11 protein-coding genes and 1 pseudogene are annotated in these 16,041 nt (G+C 55.1%); 8 read left to right on the top strand and 4 right to left on the bottom strand.

All coding sequences use genetic code 11. The annotated features are described in order from the left end of the window. The first annotated feature begins 403 nt into the window (after nt 1-403). The 6 genes and pseudogenes from QFW87_RS19125 to QFW87_RS19095 form a co-directional block, all read left to right on the top strand. On the top strand, nt 404-745 hold the full coding sequence (locus QFW87_RS19125; protein ID WP_283188555.1) for a hypothetical protein: 342 nt from the start codon (nt 404-406) through the stop codon (nt 743-745). Between the two features lie 99 nt (nt 746-844). Further along, nucleotides 845-2,101, top strand: coding sequence for a TolC family protein (locus tag QFW87_RS19120; RefSeq protein WP_283188554.1), 1,257 nt, complete (start codon nt 845-847; stop codon nt 2,099-2,101). Beyond that, nucleotides 2,098-3,582, top strand: coding sequence for an efflux RND transporter periplasmic adaptor subunit (locus QFW87_RS19115; RefSeq protein ID WP_283188553.1), 1,485 nt, complete (start codon nt 2,098-2,100; stop codon nt 3,580-3,582). The genes QFW87_RS19120 and QFW87_RS19115 overlap by 4 nt, the downstream gene beginning before the upstream one ends. Next, complete coding sequence (locus tag QFW87_RS19110; RefSeq protein ID WP_283188552.1) at nt 3,579-6,737, top strand: efflux RND transporter permease subunit; 3,159 nt, start codon at nt 3,579-3,581, stop codon at nt 6,735-6,737. Before QFW87_RS19115 ends, QFW87_RS19110 begins: the two co-directional genes overlap by 4 nt. Beyond that, nucleotides 6,734-7,084 carry a copper-binding protein gene (locus QFW87_RS19105; protein WP_283188551.1) on the top strand — a complete coding sequence of 117 codons (351 nt, stop codon included), beginning with the start codon at nt 6,734-6,736 and terminating at the stop codon, nt 7,082-7,084. Before QFW87_RS19110 ends, QFW87_RS19105 begins: the two co-directional genes overlap by 4 nt. A gap of 409 nt (nt 7,085-7,493) precedes the next feature. After that, nucleotides 7,494-8,385: pseudogene (locus QFW87_RS19095) on the top strand (IS3 family transposase); the annotation flags it as partial. A gap of 85 nt (nt 8,386-8,470) precedes the next feature. Here QFW87_RS19095 and QFW87_RS19090 read toward each other — a convergent pair. From QFW87_RS19090 to QFW87_RS19080, 3 genes are all read right to left on the bottom strand, one after another. Then, the gene (locus QFW87_RS19090; protein WP_283188550.1) at nt 8,471-9,598 is read right to left on the bottom strand and encodes a HAMP domain-containing sensor histidine kinase; all 1,128 of its coding nucleotides are present in this window, start codon (nt 9,596-9,598) and stop codon (nt 8,471-8,473) included. A 909-nt stretch (nt 9,599-10,507) separates the two neighbouring features. Then, nucleotides 10,508-10,948, bottom strand: coding sequence for a type II toxin-antitoxin system HicB family antitoxin (locus tag QFW87_RS19085; protein ID WP_283188549.1), 441 nt, complete (start codon nt 10,946-10,948; stop codon nt 10,508-10,510). An 89-nt stretch (nt 10,949-11,037) separates the two neighbouring features. Beyond that, nucleotides 11,038-11,247, bottom strand: coding sequence for a hypothetical protein (locus QFW87_RS19080; protein WP_283188548.1), 210 nt, complete (start codon nt 11,245-11,247; stop codon nt 11,038-11,040). A 1,098-nt stretch (nt 11,248-12,345) separates the two neighbouring features. Between QFW87_RS19080 and QFW87_RS19075 the strand changes: the two genes are divergently transcribed. Both QFW87_RS19075 and QFW87_RS19070 read left to right on the top strand, forming a co-directional pair. Beyond that, nucleotides 12,346-12,810, top strand: coding sequence for a DUF3429 domain-containing protein (locus QFW87_RS19075; RefSeq protein ID WP_283188547.1), 465 nt, complete (start codon nt 12,346-12,348; stop codon nt 12,808-12,810). Further along, nucleotides 12,807-14,126, top strand: coding sequence for an AarF/ABC1/UbiB kinase family protein (locus tag QFW87_RS19070; RefSeq protein WP_283188546.1), 1,320 nt, complete (start codon nt 12,807-12,809; stop codon nt 14,124-14,126). The genes QFW87_RS19075 and QFW87_RS19070 overlap by 4 nt, the downstream gene beginning before the upstream one ends. Nucleotides 14,127-15,109: 983 nt before the next feature. Here QFW87_RS19070 and QFW87_RS19065 read toward each other — a convergent pair. After that, entirely contained in the window at nt 15,110-15,982 is an 873-nt protein-coding gene (locus QFW87_RS19065; protein WP_221106514.1) for a LysR family transcriptional regulator, read from the bottom strand. Nucleotides 15,983-16,041: the final 59 nt, after the last annotated feature.

Raw genomic sequence — 16,041 nt, 5'->3', positions numbered from 1 at the left:
AGAGAATTTCCTAACTACACCTTCAATTTGAATTTCTCAATGAAGCCTAGGTGACATCCAGCATTCTCTATGCCAAATGTTCGCTACCAAGCAATGATGGTGCGCGCAGCCCGTATCTGAATTGCGCTGCGTTGAAACAGCAAAATTAAATCCGCGACCGTTTCGACGGTCAGACACGAGCATTGGGGAAATACAGCCAACTCCGGGGAAAAACCCCCTTTGATTGGGGCGCGCAGGGCCGGGATTTTTTATGATTAAAGCGATGGGTTAAATATCTATTTTTGACACGTAATTCTGTCTTAATTGATGTCAGGTGTGATTGCCTACATCACACCTTGACGACCGGGCGCTGTTGATACATGACCAATTGTAAGAGCCATTTGCAGCGACTACACTCCAGCCCATGAAACGCTATCTGCGGCTTTGCATCATCTTCATGATTAGCCTGGCGCTTCCCCTCAGTGGGATGGCGGGCGTTCAGGCACCCACAGAGCCCTGCCCTATGAAAACGATGGGCATGGCGATGCTGGACGACATGGGGATGGACTGCTGCAACGATATGAAAAGCCCTTCCGAGCACGGCAAACCTTGTAAGCCGGGCCAGGAATGCAAGACAGGCGGCATGCTGCAAGTCTCGATCTTCAAGCCTCCTGTAACCGTATTCAGCCCTGTAGTGCTTTCATTCTTAAGCGATTCCTTACCTGTAAAGACCTCGTCCGGGGTTTGGCGACCGCCTCGCGTTTGATTCCTGTCCCACATTGAGCCGCATTCCGCATTAGCGGGATGGACTAGCTGTGCGCATGTCTTTTGACGCGTGCAGTGGATGATCACAGGAATCGTAAACATGAACTCCAAGTGCAATTGCACAGGTTGGTCTCTCGTGGCCGGTCTGGCGGCAAGCGTACTGGCATTGCCGAGCTTCGCTGCCGCATTGACACTCGATGAAGCGTTGCGGCTGGCCGAAAACAATGCGCCGTCGCTGAACGCACAAGACGCGAAAATTCAGGCTGCCAGCAGTGCAGCCATCCCCGCTGGTGAATTACCTGATCCCAAGTTATTGGTGGGTGTGCAGAACTACCCCATTGGCGGCCCGGATCGCTGGAGCATCGACCAGGACTTCATGACCATGCAAATGGTCGGGGTCAGGCAGGAGATGCCCAATAGCGACAAGCGCAAAGCGCGCATCGAGGTGGCCGATGCTGCTGTTGATCGCGCTGCTGCGGAGCGTAGAGTCGAACGTCTGAAGGTACGCCAGTCCACGGCATTGGCCTGGATCAGTAGCTATGCGGTTGAGCGTAAAGATGCGCTGTTCCAGGACTTCTACAAAGAAAACCGATTATTGACCGATGCCGTCCGAGCCCAAATCGCCGGGGGCCGCGCTCAGCCCGCCGATGCGGTGACACCCAAGCAGGAAGCAGCTCAACTGGCGGAGCAGCAGGACGATCTGATTCTCCAGAGAGCACAGGCTCGAGCGGCCCTCAAACGCTGGATTGGCTCCGCCGCCAACGACAAGCCTGTGGGCAGCTTGCCTGAATGGCCCGTCGACCCCTCAAGTTACTCTCATAAACTGCAACACCATCCCGAGTTGGCAGCGTTTGCACCGATGACCCGCGAAGCGCAAGCCAAGGTTCGTGAAGCTGTGTCGGAGAAGCAGTCAGACTGGAGCTGGGAACTGGATTACCAGCGCCGTGGCCGTGAGTTCGGCGATATGGTCAGCGTGCAATTTTCCTGGGATCTACCGCTGTTTCCTGACTCTCGACAAAACCCCAAAATCGCAGCCAAACAGGCGGAACTCAGTCAGCTTGAGGCCGAGCGCGAAGCCCTGTCACGCGAGCATACCCAGCAACTGGAAAACGAACTGGCTGACTATGAGCGCCTGAATCGTGCGGTACGCCGTAACCAGGAAAGCCTGTTGCCGCTGGCTAAGGAAAAGGTCGAACTCAGCATGGCCAGTTATCGCTCGGGAAAAGGCGATTTGAACGCCGTTGTTGCCGCCCGTCGTGAACTCATCGAGGCCCGCCTCAAACAGATCGACGTGGAAGAGCAGCGAGCGCTGACCAGTGCGCGGTTGTATTTTGCTTATGGGGAGTCCAGCCAATGATCCTTAAAAAAGGGAACGGGGCATTGCTGGTAGGCATCTCGCTGGCATTGGGTGTTGCCGGTGGTTTTTGGTTGGCACATCAGCGCATGAGTGGACTACCAAATACCACACAGGAGCAGAGTCTCAATTCACAGGGCGAACGCAAAGCACTGTATTGGTATGACCCCATGTACCCGCAGCAAAAGTTCGATAAGCCGGGTAAATCCCCCTTCATGGACATGCAACTGGTTCCTCAGTACGCCGGTGGCGCAGGGGATCGTGCGACCGTAAGTATCGATCCGAGTCTGACCCAGAATCTCGGTCTGCGTTTTGCAACAGTCACCCGTGGAATCTTTGACTCCAGCCTCGATGTGACGGGAGTCTTGGGATTCAACGAACGTGATGTCGCTGTGATTCAGGCTCGCACCACTGGCTTTGTGGAGCGGGTATATGCCCACGCTCCCGGTGATGTGCTCAAAGCCAACGCGGCGTTGGCGGATATCCTGGTGCCGGAATGGGCGGCTGCCCAGACAGAGTTTCTTGCCCTGAAGCGCAGCGGGGATGCTGACCTGTTGGCTGCGGCTCGCCAGCGACTGCGGCTCACAGGGATGCCGGCAGCACTGATTACTCAAGTAGAGCGTGGCGGTAAGGTTCAGCCGTACCTGACCCTCACCAGCCCTATTGGTGGTGTGCTGCAAGAGTTGAATGTACGTGCGGGGATGACCGTGGCGACTGGAGATACTCTGGCGCGCGTCAATGGCTTGAGCAGTGTCTGGCTCGCCGTGGCCGTTCCAGAATCGGATGCCGGATCGATCACCGTGGCGCAGGCGGTCGAAGCGCGTCTGCCAGCCTTCCCTGGGACAATGCTCAGTGGCAAGGTCAGTGCGATTTTACCCGAGACCAACCCGGACAGCCGCACTCTTCGCGTGCGTGTGGAACTACCCAATCCCGACGGGCGCCTCATACCGGGTTTGACGGCGCAGGTACGCCTGAATCGCGCGACCGGGCAAAGTGTGTTGTGGGTGCCGAGCGAGGCCGTCATTCGCACTGGTCGACGTGCCTTGGTGATGCTTGCCGAAGATGCAGGCCGCTACCGTCCAGTGGAAGTGCACCTCGGGCAGGAAAGCGATGGCAAGACGGCGATAGTGAAAGGTCTGGAAGAAGGCCAGAAGGTAGTTACGTCTGGCCAGTTCCTGCTCGACTCGGAGGCCAGTCTTAAGGGAATCGTTGCAAGCTCGGAGGAAGAGTCACTGCCCAGCGCAGCAACCTCCAGTTTTCATGAGGCGGGTGGGCAGATCGTTGAGATCAACGACAAAGAAGTCACGCTCGCCCATGGCCCCTTCAAGACGCTGGGCATGCCTGGCATGACGATGACCTTCCCACTCGCCAACCCGGCTCTGATGCAGGGCCTTAAAACGGGCGACAAGGTTCGGGTCGCGGTGAGCCAGACTGACGATGGCTTGCGTGTTGAACGCCTAGATAAATCGGGGAGCCAGCCATGATTGCTGCCCTCATTCGTTGGTCGGTGGCCAACCGATTCCTGGTGCTACTGGCGACACTTTTTGTCACGGCGTGGGGCGTTTGGTCGGTGCAGAGCACGCCCATTGATGCGCTGCCGGATCTCTCCGATGTGCAGGTGATCATCCGTACACCTTACGCAGGCCAGGCGCCGCAGATTGTCGAAAACCAGGTGACCTATCCGTTGGCGACCACCATGCTCTCGGTGCCAGGCGCAAAGACGGTGCGCGGTTATTCCTTCTTCGGTGACAGCTTCGTCTACGTGCTGTTCGAGGACGGTACTGACCTGTACTGGGCCCGCTCACGGGTGTTGGAGTATCTAAGTCAGATACAAAGTCGGTTGCCAGCCAGCGCAAAGCCAGCGTTGGGGCCGGATGCGACGGGAGTGGGTTGGATCTATCAGTACGCACTGGTGGATCGCAGTGGCGGACACGATCTGGCACAGCTTCGCGCACTTCAGGACTGGTTCCTAAAGTTCGAACTCAAGACCCTGCCAAACGTTGCGGAAGTGGCCACCGTGGGAGGCATGGTCAAGCAGTACCAGGTGCAGCTTGATCCGCTCAAACTGGCCAGCCTCGGCATCACTCAAGCTGAGGTAACCGAGGCTATCGGCAAGGCCAATCAGGAAACCGGTGGTGCCGTGCTGGAGATGGCTGAGACCGAGTTCATTGTGCGGGCCTCAGGCTACCTAAAAACGCTCAATGACTTTCGTGCTATCCCGTTGAAGCTCGGTGCTGGAGGTGTACCGGTGAGTCTTGGCGATGTCGCCACGATCCAGTTGGGGCCGGAAATGCGGCGTGGCATTACTGAACTCGACGGCGAAGGCGAGACCGTCGGCGGCGTGGTAATTTTGCGTAGTGGCAAGAATGCTCGCGAGACCATTGCGGCGGTCAAGACGAAACTCGACGAACTGAAAAAAAGTTTGCCGGTCGGGGTGGAAATCGTCACCACCTATGACCGAAGCAAGCTGATCGACCGTGCCGTGGAAAACCTCAGCCACAAGCTAATCGAAGAGTTCATCGTCGTCGCGTTGGTCTGCGGGATCTTTCTCTGGCACTTGCGCTCATCGCTGGTGGCGATCATCTCCCTGCCTGTTGGTGTGTTGATTGCCTTCACCGTCATGCGTTACCAAGGGATAAACGCCAACATCATGTCGTTGGGTGGGATTGCTATTGCCATCGGCGCCATGGTCGATGCCGCCGTGGTGATGATCGAGAACGCCCATAAGAAGATCGAGGCCTGGCACGCGGCCAATCCGGGGGAAGAACTGAAGGGTGAACGTCATTGGCATGTAATGACCGAAGCGGCGGCAGAGGTAGGCCCGGCGCTGTTCTTCTGTTTGTTGATCATCACCCTGTCGTTCATTCCGGTGTTCACGCTGGAAGCTCAGGAAGGACGGTTGTTCGGCCCTTTGGCTTTCACCAAGACCTACGCCATGGCAGCAGCGGCGGGATTGTCAGTAACCTTGGTGCCTGTACTGATGGGCTACTGGATTCGAGGACGAATTCCCAGTGAACATCAGAATCCGTTGAACCGGTGGTTGATTCGGATCTATCAGCCAGCCCTGGACGCAGTCTTGCGTCGACCAAAGATCACGCTGCTGGTGGCGCTATTGGTTTTTGTCAGTGCGCTATGGCCAATGTCGCGCTTGGGTGGCGAGTTTCTCCCCCCTTTGGACGAGGGCGATCTGCTCTATATGCCTTCAGCCCTGCCTGGATTGTCGGCGCAGAAAGCGGCGCAATTGCTGCAACAAACCGACCGCCTGATTAAGACTGTTCCAGAGGTCGAACACGTCTTTGGTAAAGCAGGTCGCGCCGAAACCGCTACCGATCCGGCACCGCTGGAAATGTTCGAAACCACGATTCAATTCAAACCTCATCAGCAATGGCGCCCTGGCATGACCCAGGAAAAGTTGGTGGAAGAACTGGATCGAGTGGTACGAGTTCCTGGGTTAACCAATATCTGGATACCACCGATTCGAAACCGCATCGACATGCTGGCCACTGGGATCAAGAGTCCTATCGGCGTGAAAGTTGCCGGCACCAACCTGACGGAGATCGATGCCGCTACTCAGGCGGTCGAGCGGGTGGCCAAGGGTGTGCCCGGTGTCAGTTCGGCTCTGGCCGAGCGACTGACCGGTGGCCGCTATATCGACGTAGATATCGACCGCAAGGCCGCCGCCCGCTACGGACTAAATATCGCCGATGTGCAGTCCATCGTTGCCGGCGCTATCGGCGGCGAAAACGTCGGGGAGACCATTGAAGGCCTCGCACGCTTTCCGATTAACGTGCGATACCCACGTGAGTGGCGTGACTCGCTAGGCGCTTTGGAGCAGTTGCCAATTTACACTCCGCTAGGTAGCCAGATCACCCTCGGTACGGTAGCGAAGGTCACTGTCACGGACGGCCCGCCAATGCTCAAGAGCGAGAACGCACGGCCTTCAGGCTGGGTTTATATCGATGTGCGTGGTCGGGACATTGCATCGGTGGTTGCCGATCTACGCAGGGTCGTCAATGAGCAGGTCAAGTTGCAGCCTGGCATGAGCCTGAGTTACTCAGGGCAGTTCGAATTTCTGGAGCGGGCTAACGCACGTCTCAAACTGGTGGTGCCTGCCACGCTGTTGATCATCTTCGTGCTGCTCTACCTGACTTTTGCCCGCTTCGATGAGGCGTTGTTGATCATGGCCACGTTGCCATTCGCACTGGCTGGCGGGGCATGGTTCCTCTATCTCTTGGGGTTCAACCTGTCAGTCGCAACCGGGGTCGGCTTTATCGCACTGGCCGGTGTTTCTGCCGAATTTGGCGTGATCATGCTGCTCTACCTGAAGAACGCCTGGGCCGAACGTGAAGACCTCGGCGACAACACTGAGCGTGGGCTGGTTGCGGCCATTCGCGAAGGCGCTGTGCAGCGCGTTCGACCCAAGGCCATGACCGTTGCCGTGATCATTGCCGGCCTTTTACCCATATTGTTGGGCAGCGGTACTGGTAGCGAAGTGATGAGCCGCATCGCCGCGCCTATGGTCGGCGGCATGATCACGGCACCCTTGCTTTCCCTGTTTGTCATTCCGGCAGCCTATCGCCTGATGCGTCGCCGGCACCTCATAGTTGAACCCATCAACTCTCAAGGAAAAGTCATATGAAATTGGCCATGATTGCAGTTGCTAGCACCGTAATTACGCTGTCTCTTTCTGCCCTGGCAGAGGACATGCCGGGCATGAAAATGGACGGTATGGAGGCCATGCAGATGGAGCAGGAAACAAAACAGGCTCAAGTTGCCAATGCCGAGGGAACGATCAAGGCTATAGATACTACGAAGCATACGGTGACCATCTCCCACGGAGCTGTTCCAGACTTACAGTGGCCGCCAATGACAATGGCTTTTTCCGTAACGGAGAAACAGCTGGCAGGGCTGATAGTCGGAGACCGTGTATCGTTTTCCTTTAGGCTCGAGGGTGGTAAAGCCGCAATTGTTTCCATTAAAAAATAAGACTGTAACGACGAGAATTACCGGCGCGCTCTGTCGTGCCGGTTGGAAATCTATTCATTGTTGGCTTTGAGCGCAGCGTTCGAGTCTCCCTTGATCGGACTCTGGCTTCTGCGTCATGCCTTCACCTTCAAGGTCTGGCCTGTGCGGCAATGGGGCTATTGGTTCTATCCGGGCCACCTTGCCGCTCTACAAGCTTTACGGTTCTTGGTCTGAATAAGCTCACTGGTTGTCTGCGGGTACTATGCATCCTTAGTTGTTAATTGCTCGGTGATGAGTCTGTGACGACAGGTTCTCGGTCATTAGCAAAAGCCTAAAGGTGGCGGGTGAGCTGTTTGCTAGTGGACGAGCCCCCTGAAAGACAGGACACCGTTTCCCCCTTAGCATAAGGGATAGGCAAACGACTGTGTTTATGACTAATAGAAACGATAAGAATGTAGAACTGCTCGGCCAGGAGCGGCGTCGCCGCAGGAGCCCAGAGCAAAAGCTGGCGATGGTTCGTGAGAGCCTGCAACCAGGACAAAGCGTCTCGGTGCTGACTCGGCAGAACGGTGTTAATGCCAACCAACTTTTTCAGTGGCGCAAGCTCTATCAGAGCGGCAGTCTCTCGGCTGTCAGTGCTGGTGAGAGCGTGGTGCCTGCCTCTGAGTTGGCCGATGCACTCAAGCAGATTCGTGAATTGCAGCGGATGCTCGGCAAGAAAACCATGCAGGTCGAGATCCTCCAGGAAGCTGTTGAGATCGCGCGCTCGCGAAAATGGATTGCGCACTCACCCTTGTTGCCGGGGGACGACCAGTGAAGCTGATCAGTGAAAGTCTCGGTGTAGCGCGCTCGCAGTTAACGGTTCGACTCAAGCCTGCCGCTCTTTCCGGCAGGCGGCGTCGAGTGCTGGGCGATGCCGCTTTGGTCGCAGAGATTCGAGCAGAGGTCAGTGAGTTGCCCAGTTATGGCTACCGCCGTGTCTGGGGCTGCTGCGTCGTCGACGTGAAACGCAGAGCCAGGCGCCGATCAATGTAAAGCGGGTCTATCGCGTCATGCGCGATCACCAGTTGCTGCTTGAGCGACGGGTCAAACAACCCGGTGTGGCGCGACGTCACGAAGGTCGCATGGCCTTAGAAACCAGCAACACACGCTGGTGCTCAGACGGCTTTGAGTTTCGCTGCGAAGACGGCTCCAAGCTGAGCGTGACCTTCGCCCTGGATTGCTGCGACCGCGAAGCCATCGGCTGGGTGGCCAGCCCAACGGGCTACAGCGGTGACGATATCCGCGATCTGATGGTGGAGGCGGTCGAAAAGCGCTTCGGTGAACAACCGCCCACCCAGCCTGTGCACCATTAGACCACTACAGTAACATCCCCGTCCGGCGCAAGAGTGACGGCGGCTGGCCTTACTATTTTGTTACAGGCACTTTTACGAGGAATGTGGTTCCGTGCTCTCTGTCGGAGGTCACGTCTATCGCCCCCGAGTGCGCTGCCACGATTTCGGAAGCGATGTACAGACCTAAGCCAAGGCCAGTGCTAGAGCCTAGATCGAGAGATGTATGCTGGGAGAAGCGCCCCATGGGGTTGAAGATGAAGGGCAAAATATCCTCCGGGATCGGCTCCCCAAAATTATGGACGACGAAAACGATGCTGCCGTCTTTTACCTCCAGTGAAACCTTAATAGGAAACTGTAAATCGCCATGCTGCACGGCATTACTGAGCAGATTGGAAAATACTTGCTCCATGCGGGCGCCATCGAATTCGCCGCGCGCCGATTCTCCGCTTTTGAAAGTGATATCTGCGTTTGGGTGAGCAGTGCGAATCTCTTCAACTATGCGTGTGCAGAGTGGCGTGAGGTCGATGTCTTCCTTTTTGACGGGAATCCCGGGGCCCATTTGGCATCGTGTTAGATCCAGCAGGTCGCCAACGATCTGGCTGGCTCGTTTGACGCTCGTGTATATTCCCAGTGCAATTTTACTCTTACGTGTATCCAGATCAACCGATCGCCGCAGCACATCGGCACCCAGCAAAATAGCTCCTAGCGGCGTGCGCAAGTCATGGCCAAGGATGCCCAGAAAAACGTTGCGTGAGGCCTCTACTGCACGCGAGTAGCTCGCAATAGATTCCGCGAGCGCTTGGTCTATGGCCTCATTAAAGCGGATCATATCGTCCACTTCCAGAACTGTTCCTGCCTTCATCTGCCCCAGCCATTGACTGAGAACACTCGTCCTCAGAGCACGATACTCAGATACCATTTGATCTAGCGTGAAACCCGCCATTAAGCGCGTTACCGCATGGGTTTCGGCTGCGGTTTCTAACTCCTCCATCGAGGCATTACCCTGAGCTTTGGTGATTTGCTCTTGCGCAGACTGGTATGTGCAAAGGTCTACCGCTATTGCACGCAGCAACTGTTCGGCGTGATCCCGTAGAGCCTTGGAGTCCAGTGCTTCGCCGGGTATCTCAATGGTTCTTGCGAAGTCTTCCCACGCTTGCAGAATCGGTTCGAGGTTTTTGATGATGAAGGCAGACAGGCGCATGCCGTAATCCTGGTTATGGAGTCGTAGTCGAGGTCGAAGCCGGAGTGAACAGTGAGAGCTGAATTAGAGCTCTAATTTGTCACTTGCCATATACAGCTCACATCGAGCCTGTTCAGACCCAACGCAGAGTCAAAGCTTTTCGGGCCCTTTGCGGGTGCGCCAAATCCTCCTAAGAGTTCTGCGGCGCTGAACGAAGCATTAGCCGTCGGGGACTGTCCAAAAGCTTTTGGTAGCGCGTATCAGTCAGTTGTGGAGGGGAGAGGAGAGGAGGCAGGTCGGATTTCATCAAGTTCGTCCCAGGGCCGCGACCTAACAAGTGCTGTCGGACACTCGGGATTGTGGGGGAAATCGCTCCCTCTATCCAGCTCGGGCTGCGTCGCGTTACATGACCTGCAAGTGACCACCTTCTGTGAAATACACCACTTTCCGTGCCAAGTGATAAGTCGTTCTGAAGGAGTCATGATGATCACAATCTCGACAGCTTTTGTACAATCTTAGGTTTTTGTACAGCTTATTTCGAGCGATTTTAGCGGTTTCACTGGTTTTTTTGGGGTCGGTGAAACAACGCTACACAAGATATGCTTCGGAGCCCAACTCTCCTACCATGGTAAAGGCAAAAACCAGCATGTTGTAAAGCGAGATGACGGTTGGGCTGTGCGTGGTGAAGGGGACACCTAAGACACTTCACACCATCGAACTCAACCGGCACCCATGTAGCGATCGTGCTACAAATTGAAAAGTCCTGATCACTTAGGTCGTCACTCGTTCAGATAAGGCATAAAACCTGACACGTCCGTGTGCTGCGTAGCCGCGAGTTGGTAGAGCGGAAGCTATTGCGCAGGACATAGGCGTTGATCCAGTGCCTCATAGAAACCACCCGAATTTATGCTGCCTTTATTGATGCCTCGGCTATCTCATGCGCTCAACACACGGCTGCACGGTTACCGAGAGACGCAAGTCAAAAGCTTCCAATGCCGCTTCTAATTGTTCAATTTTTGATGTGTGTAAAAAGTCCACTAGACGATCACCCTGTGCCTGGTGTACTCCGAGCAACCGGCACAAGTCGGCGTTGCGCATATCTCGCTGCATCATGGCGTTCCATAGCGCGATTTTCGCCACAGTTACCGCTGGCAAGCGGACTACATGCTCACCAGCCTCCGGCGCAGATGCTACTGGTATGACTCGTCGCTGATCGACGTAAATGGATAGGGTTGTCCCGATCGCGTCCAGGGCTTCGCTGACTGCGCTCTTCCGATCATCGCCATAGCTGTTCAGCTCTGGAAGGTCGCGGCAGAACATGGCAAGTCCTGGAGCACTGTCTTCCTCGAAGCGGATTGCATAGTCGTGCATGGTCACTCCTCGGAGGTCGTCGCGGTATTTTCACTCGCGCGCTGCGTCGGTAGACCTCCTTCAGGTAGGCATACGGATCATGGGGTAGATCACTCCGGTGCCATGAGCACCGCGAGAGTCATATTGATGAAATCTTCGTTCTTGCTAATGGTGTCCAGCGCTCCTCGAACGTTGCCGGCAACCTCCGCCGATCCGCGCTGCTCGACGCAAAGCGTCAGCTCCATGATCGCGGCTTCGAGTGCCAACTGGTTTTCATTGATCTTGTATAGCAGGGAAGGCAGCAGGTCTGAATTTGGCATCGCGATTCCTCCGTGGAAGAGGTCAGCGTAGCAGCAGGAGACTCTTTAGGAATAGATGGCCTTTCCAGCAAATAGAGGTGCGGGGTATGGCAGATCCCGAGCCTTTTTTACGCTGCTTCCAATCGACTCATGTCCGGTCGTGCTTCTCATCGGAAACTGACTGCGGTCGCTTGCGATGGTGGCTCATAGCCGCTAATAGTAGGGAGGTGCTTGGAGAGGGCGTGAAGATGATTTCGAGATTTGTTGTTGTCCCTGCAATCCCAACGGAAACGGGATCAATGCGTAACGGATTGCGCTTCTACTGTCAGACTGCACCTATAGGCTTCAACCTCTATGCCAATGAGGAGAAGCTTCGGCTGAGGACTACCTATCAGACCCGAGAAGAAGCCGAGAGTGAATGTCAGCGGCTCAACCTGGAGCGGCTTCAAAGCGTCCTTTCGGATCGGGAATCCGTAACTGCGCCATAGGCATTCAGTCCCGCATAGTCATTAGGCGCCCGGTTTCCGAAACGAGTGGATCAGGAACTCGCGGAAGCACGACCTACGCCGCTTTGACGCGGATGCTCAGTATTCAGGAGCAAACAAACAGCGTCTGCCTCCGTCCTGACTTTCAGCACGCGATGCTTGCTAACTGAACCTCCCTCTAAAAGGTCGACAACCCTGTATCGCTTGCTTCCATCGTCCAGCGAGGTTGTCTCAATCACTCTGAATCTTGCGTGCATGGTTGTTTTCCGTACCGTCGTGCGTGCCTTCTTTGTAGGCTTCCGGCCAAGTTATCTACCCAGCCCCGCAAAGCCAAGACATGGTGTGCACTTAAATTTAAGTGGGCACCAGTTCTAGCCTTTTAAGCGTGTATTTCATGCAGCCTGAACACGCCGTTCCTATTCCAAGTCTTTCAAAGCCCAATTCATTCAAGAGTGTGCCCAGGCCGGTGCTTCGATTGCTGCCGTCGCCTTCTTGCCCGAAAAGGAATGGGCAATGACCTAATTCTACAAAGCGACTCAGTACGCTGACCCAGCTTCGGATCGCCATCAATATCTCGCCCAAGCGGGGCTTTTGGGCCTACAGTTTTGAGTGTCGCTCACTGCGAGGAATACAAATGAACGCGTTGCCTTCAACCTCTCTGCCGAAGCACGTCAGCCTGCTGGGTTATGGCGGACTGTTGCCGTTTATTTCTCTGGCGCTGCTGATCCCGTTCTCTCTCGACTATCGGCCGTTGTTTGCGATTGCGCTTGTTAACTATGGCGCAGTCATCCTGAGCTTCGTCGGCGCCTTACACTGGGGCTTCGCCATGACCGTGCAAGACATGACCGCCGAGCAGGGCAGAGACCGGTTCATCTGGAGTGTCATTCCTGCGCTTATTGCTTGGGTTGCCACGTTACTGACAATGCCATTGAGTTGCTTGCTGTTGGTCATCGGCTTTGTTGTCCACCTCCGGCAGGACAGGCAGCTGTTGCGGGTTACGAGCTTGCCCGCCTGGTACCTGCCGATGCGATTACGGCTTACCCTCGTGGCGAGCGTCTGCTTGCTGCTTGCCGCGATCGTTGAGGCGCTTCATTCATGAAGCCTCGTGTGCCCGGCTCGTTGCCCGTGCCTGGCAGCCGCTTATCGCGGTTGATGCGTTTTGGCAGTTTGGCATCGGGCGTCGCGGGCGGCATGCTAGCCGAAGGCGCTCGGCAGTGGGTTCAGGGCAAACGTCCGGCGCTCAGCGAACTGCTGTTGACCTCGGGTAATGTGCATCGGGTGGTCGAGCAACTGTCGCAACTGCGTGGCGCCGCCATGAAGGTTGGGCAGTTGTTATCGATGGATGCAGGTGATTTGTTGCCGCGCGAGTTCAGCGAAATCCTTTCTCGTCTTCGTTGCGACGCTCATCCTATGCCCATGAGCCAGTTGGTGGCAGTCCTCAACGAAAGCTGGGGCAAGGGATGGGAAGGGCGCTTCGAACGGTTTTCCTTCACGCCATTGGCGGCAGCGTCCATCGGCCAGGTTCATGCTGCGAAAGATAAGGGCGGCCAACGCCTGGCGATCAAGGTGCAATACCCTGGCGTGCGCGAGAGTATTTCGAGCGATGTGGATAACGTTGCTACCTTGCTGCGCATGTCCGGGATGCTGCCTAAGGGCATGGACATCGGCCCATTGCTCCAAGAGGCCAAGCGTCAGCTACAGGATGAGGCGGACTACATGAAAGAAACCGAGCACTTACAGCGCTTTGATCAACTGTTGGCGGACAGTCCTGACTTTCTGGTTCCTCGTTCGTATGCCCAGTTCAGCACGCCGAATATTTTGGTGATGTCCTTCGTTGACGGGGTAGCGGTGGAGTCACTAGAGCACGCGCCCCAAGCAGAGCGCGACCGGATCATCATGTTGCTATTCGGCCTGTTTCTGCGCGAGGTGTTCGAGTTCCAGTGCGTGCAGACCGACCCTAACTTTGCCAATTACCGTTATCAGCAAGGCACCGGCCGGATGGTGTTGTTGGACTTCGGCGCCACGCGACTTTATGACCGCAACACTACCGAGGCTTATCGCCGCTTGCTGATTGCAGGCCTGCATGAAGACCATGCCGCCATCACCAATGCCGCGCTGGACGTCGGCTACTTTCAGCCTGAAACGCTGCCCAAACACCGAGCGGTGCTCACTGATCTCATTACCCAGGCCTGCGAGCCACTGAGGCATCAAGGTGCCTATGACTTTGCGACGTCTGACCTGGCCGTACGCCTGCGTGATACCGGTTGGGAACTAGGTGCCGACCGCGACTTCTGGCACACGCCACCTGTGGATGTACTGTTTCTGCATCGCAAGGTGGGAGGTTTGTACCTGTTGGCCGCGAAGCTGAAGGCGCGGGTGAATGTCCGAAGGCTGTTCGAGCCTTATGTGATTTGAGCGCTTTATTGACGATAAATGGTCGCCTTGGTCACCGCTACCGCTTAATCAGGCCCTTACATAACGCCCGCTTGATCGAGGCAGCTCTCGCGCCATGACTGACTGCTGGCGGCCTTCCGTGTGTGTCAAGGAAGCGCATAGCGCGCTGTCTCATTTCTCCTGGGCGTTACCAATCTGGTCGCTATCCCATGTTTCCGTGAGTTCCTTTAGGGGCGCTAACTCTGCGAGTCGTGCGGTCATATTCGCCGTAGCCAATTACAGTGGCCTTGATGCAAAAATGCAAAGCCCCGAAGTTTCGCGTCTTCGGGGCTTCTATTTTCGCCTCCATCCCTTAATGATTGGCGAACGTGGCAGCGAGAATACCAGTGTTGAATTGGTGATTCACTACAGTGATGAGGTGATTTTTTTCAGTCGGCAGGACTCGGAAGGCCGAAGCCTTCTAACCTGTATTGCTTACGAAAACTGGAGGACGATGCTTGGCTGAAGCCATGGAAGAGTGCGCACAAATATATAATCCGGAAAATTTTAGGTGTCTAAATACCTATATTTGATCGACAAAAAACTTCTTCAAATACGCTCACTACCTTGTCGATCAGACGAGATGAACTACACTGAGCTGTATTTATTCATACAAGCAGCATGATGAGCAATTGTCTCTCGTTATCCGGACAAAGACTACCTGTAATATGGATGCCTGCTGCGGATTAACTGTGATTCTGGATAAGTTACTATTCCGAAAATTTAGTTGGCGCGATTAAAATTGCTTCTAAGCTTAAGTCTGAAATTCGTTGGGGTTGGCAACGCTAAATTGTGTGAGCCGGAAGCGTTGAGCGAGACTTCATCGTGTTGGGCTTTGTACTAGCTGAACTTAATAGTTCGCAAACAAAATTCAAGAAATTCAAGCCTGCTAAGCTGCGAATGCTGAATTGAATCATGAGTACGTCAATACTCTAAACTCACCACGCATAGCGTTTCTTTCAAACTTAATTATCTTTTAACAACTCGTTGAGGATACTTAAACTGAAATGCCGCTGCTGGGTGACGGCGAAAAATTGTTCAACAATCTCCGGAATTTCCAAATATAACTGTAGAGCACCAGTCCGCAGTTCATCCTGCACTACTACCGCTGGCAGTAGTGCTACGTCGCCGGAGTCGCGAGCAAGCAGGCGCAGCATGGCCATGTCGTCCACCTCTGCAAAGATGGTCGCGCGTACTTCGTGGCTATCGCAGTACAACTCAAATTGACTGCGAATGTCGCTGCTGCGGCCGGGCAAAATCAGGCGGACATGCTGAAGGTCACGGCGCAAGTCAAAAGGCGGCTGCCCGTCCCGGGGCGGGCCAACCAGGCAAACAGATTGGCGATCCAATAGTTGGCAACGCCAGGAGCGATGCGCATCCGAGCTTACCGGTGTGTTGGTGAGGACTACATCAAGCTTGTGTAACACCAGCCGCTCCAACAGCTCTCCCAAACTGCCCGACTCCAGGGTGATGTGAACATCGTTGCGGCCGAGAAATGGACGCAGTAGGTTCTCTTGAAAATTTCGGGAAAGGGTAGCAACGGCGCCGATGCGTAGCTGCTGATTGGCCTGTTGGCCCCCCTGCAGTGTCATCTGTAGCTCGTTGCCTAGCGCAAAAATACTTTCGGCGTAATCCAGAACCAAGCGACCTGCTTCAGTGAGCAGAAGGCTGCGACCTGAGCGGATGAATAGTGCATAGCCGAGCTGATCTTCTAAGGCGCGAATCTGTGTCGACAGTGCCGACTGGGCGACATGCAGTGATTGAGCTGCTCGGGTCAAGTTGCCTTCTTTGGCAACGGCCCAGAAGTAATGGAGATGATGAAAGTTCAGTCGACGCATGATTCGTTCTTTTTTCTATATCGATACGTTCCATTCAATCTATTTTTAATAAAAAAGCA

The organism is Pseudomonas sp. PMCC200344 (assembly GCF_030053095.1).
GTDB lineage: Bacteria > Pseudomonadota > Gammaproteobacteria > Pseudomonadales > Pseudomonadaceae > Aquipseudomonas > Aquipseudomonas svalbardensis.
This window is presented reverse-complemented; position numbering and strand designations above follow the sequence as displayed.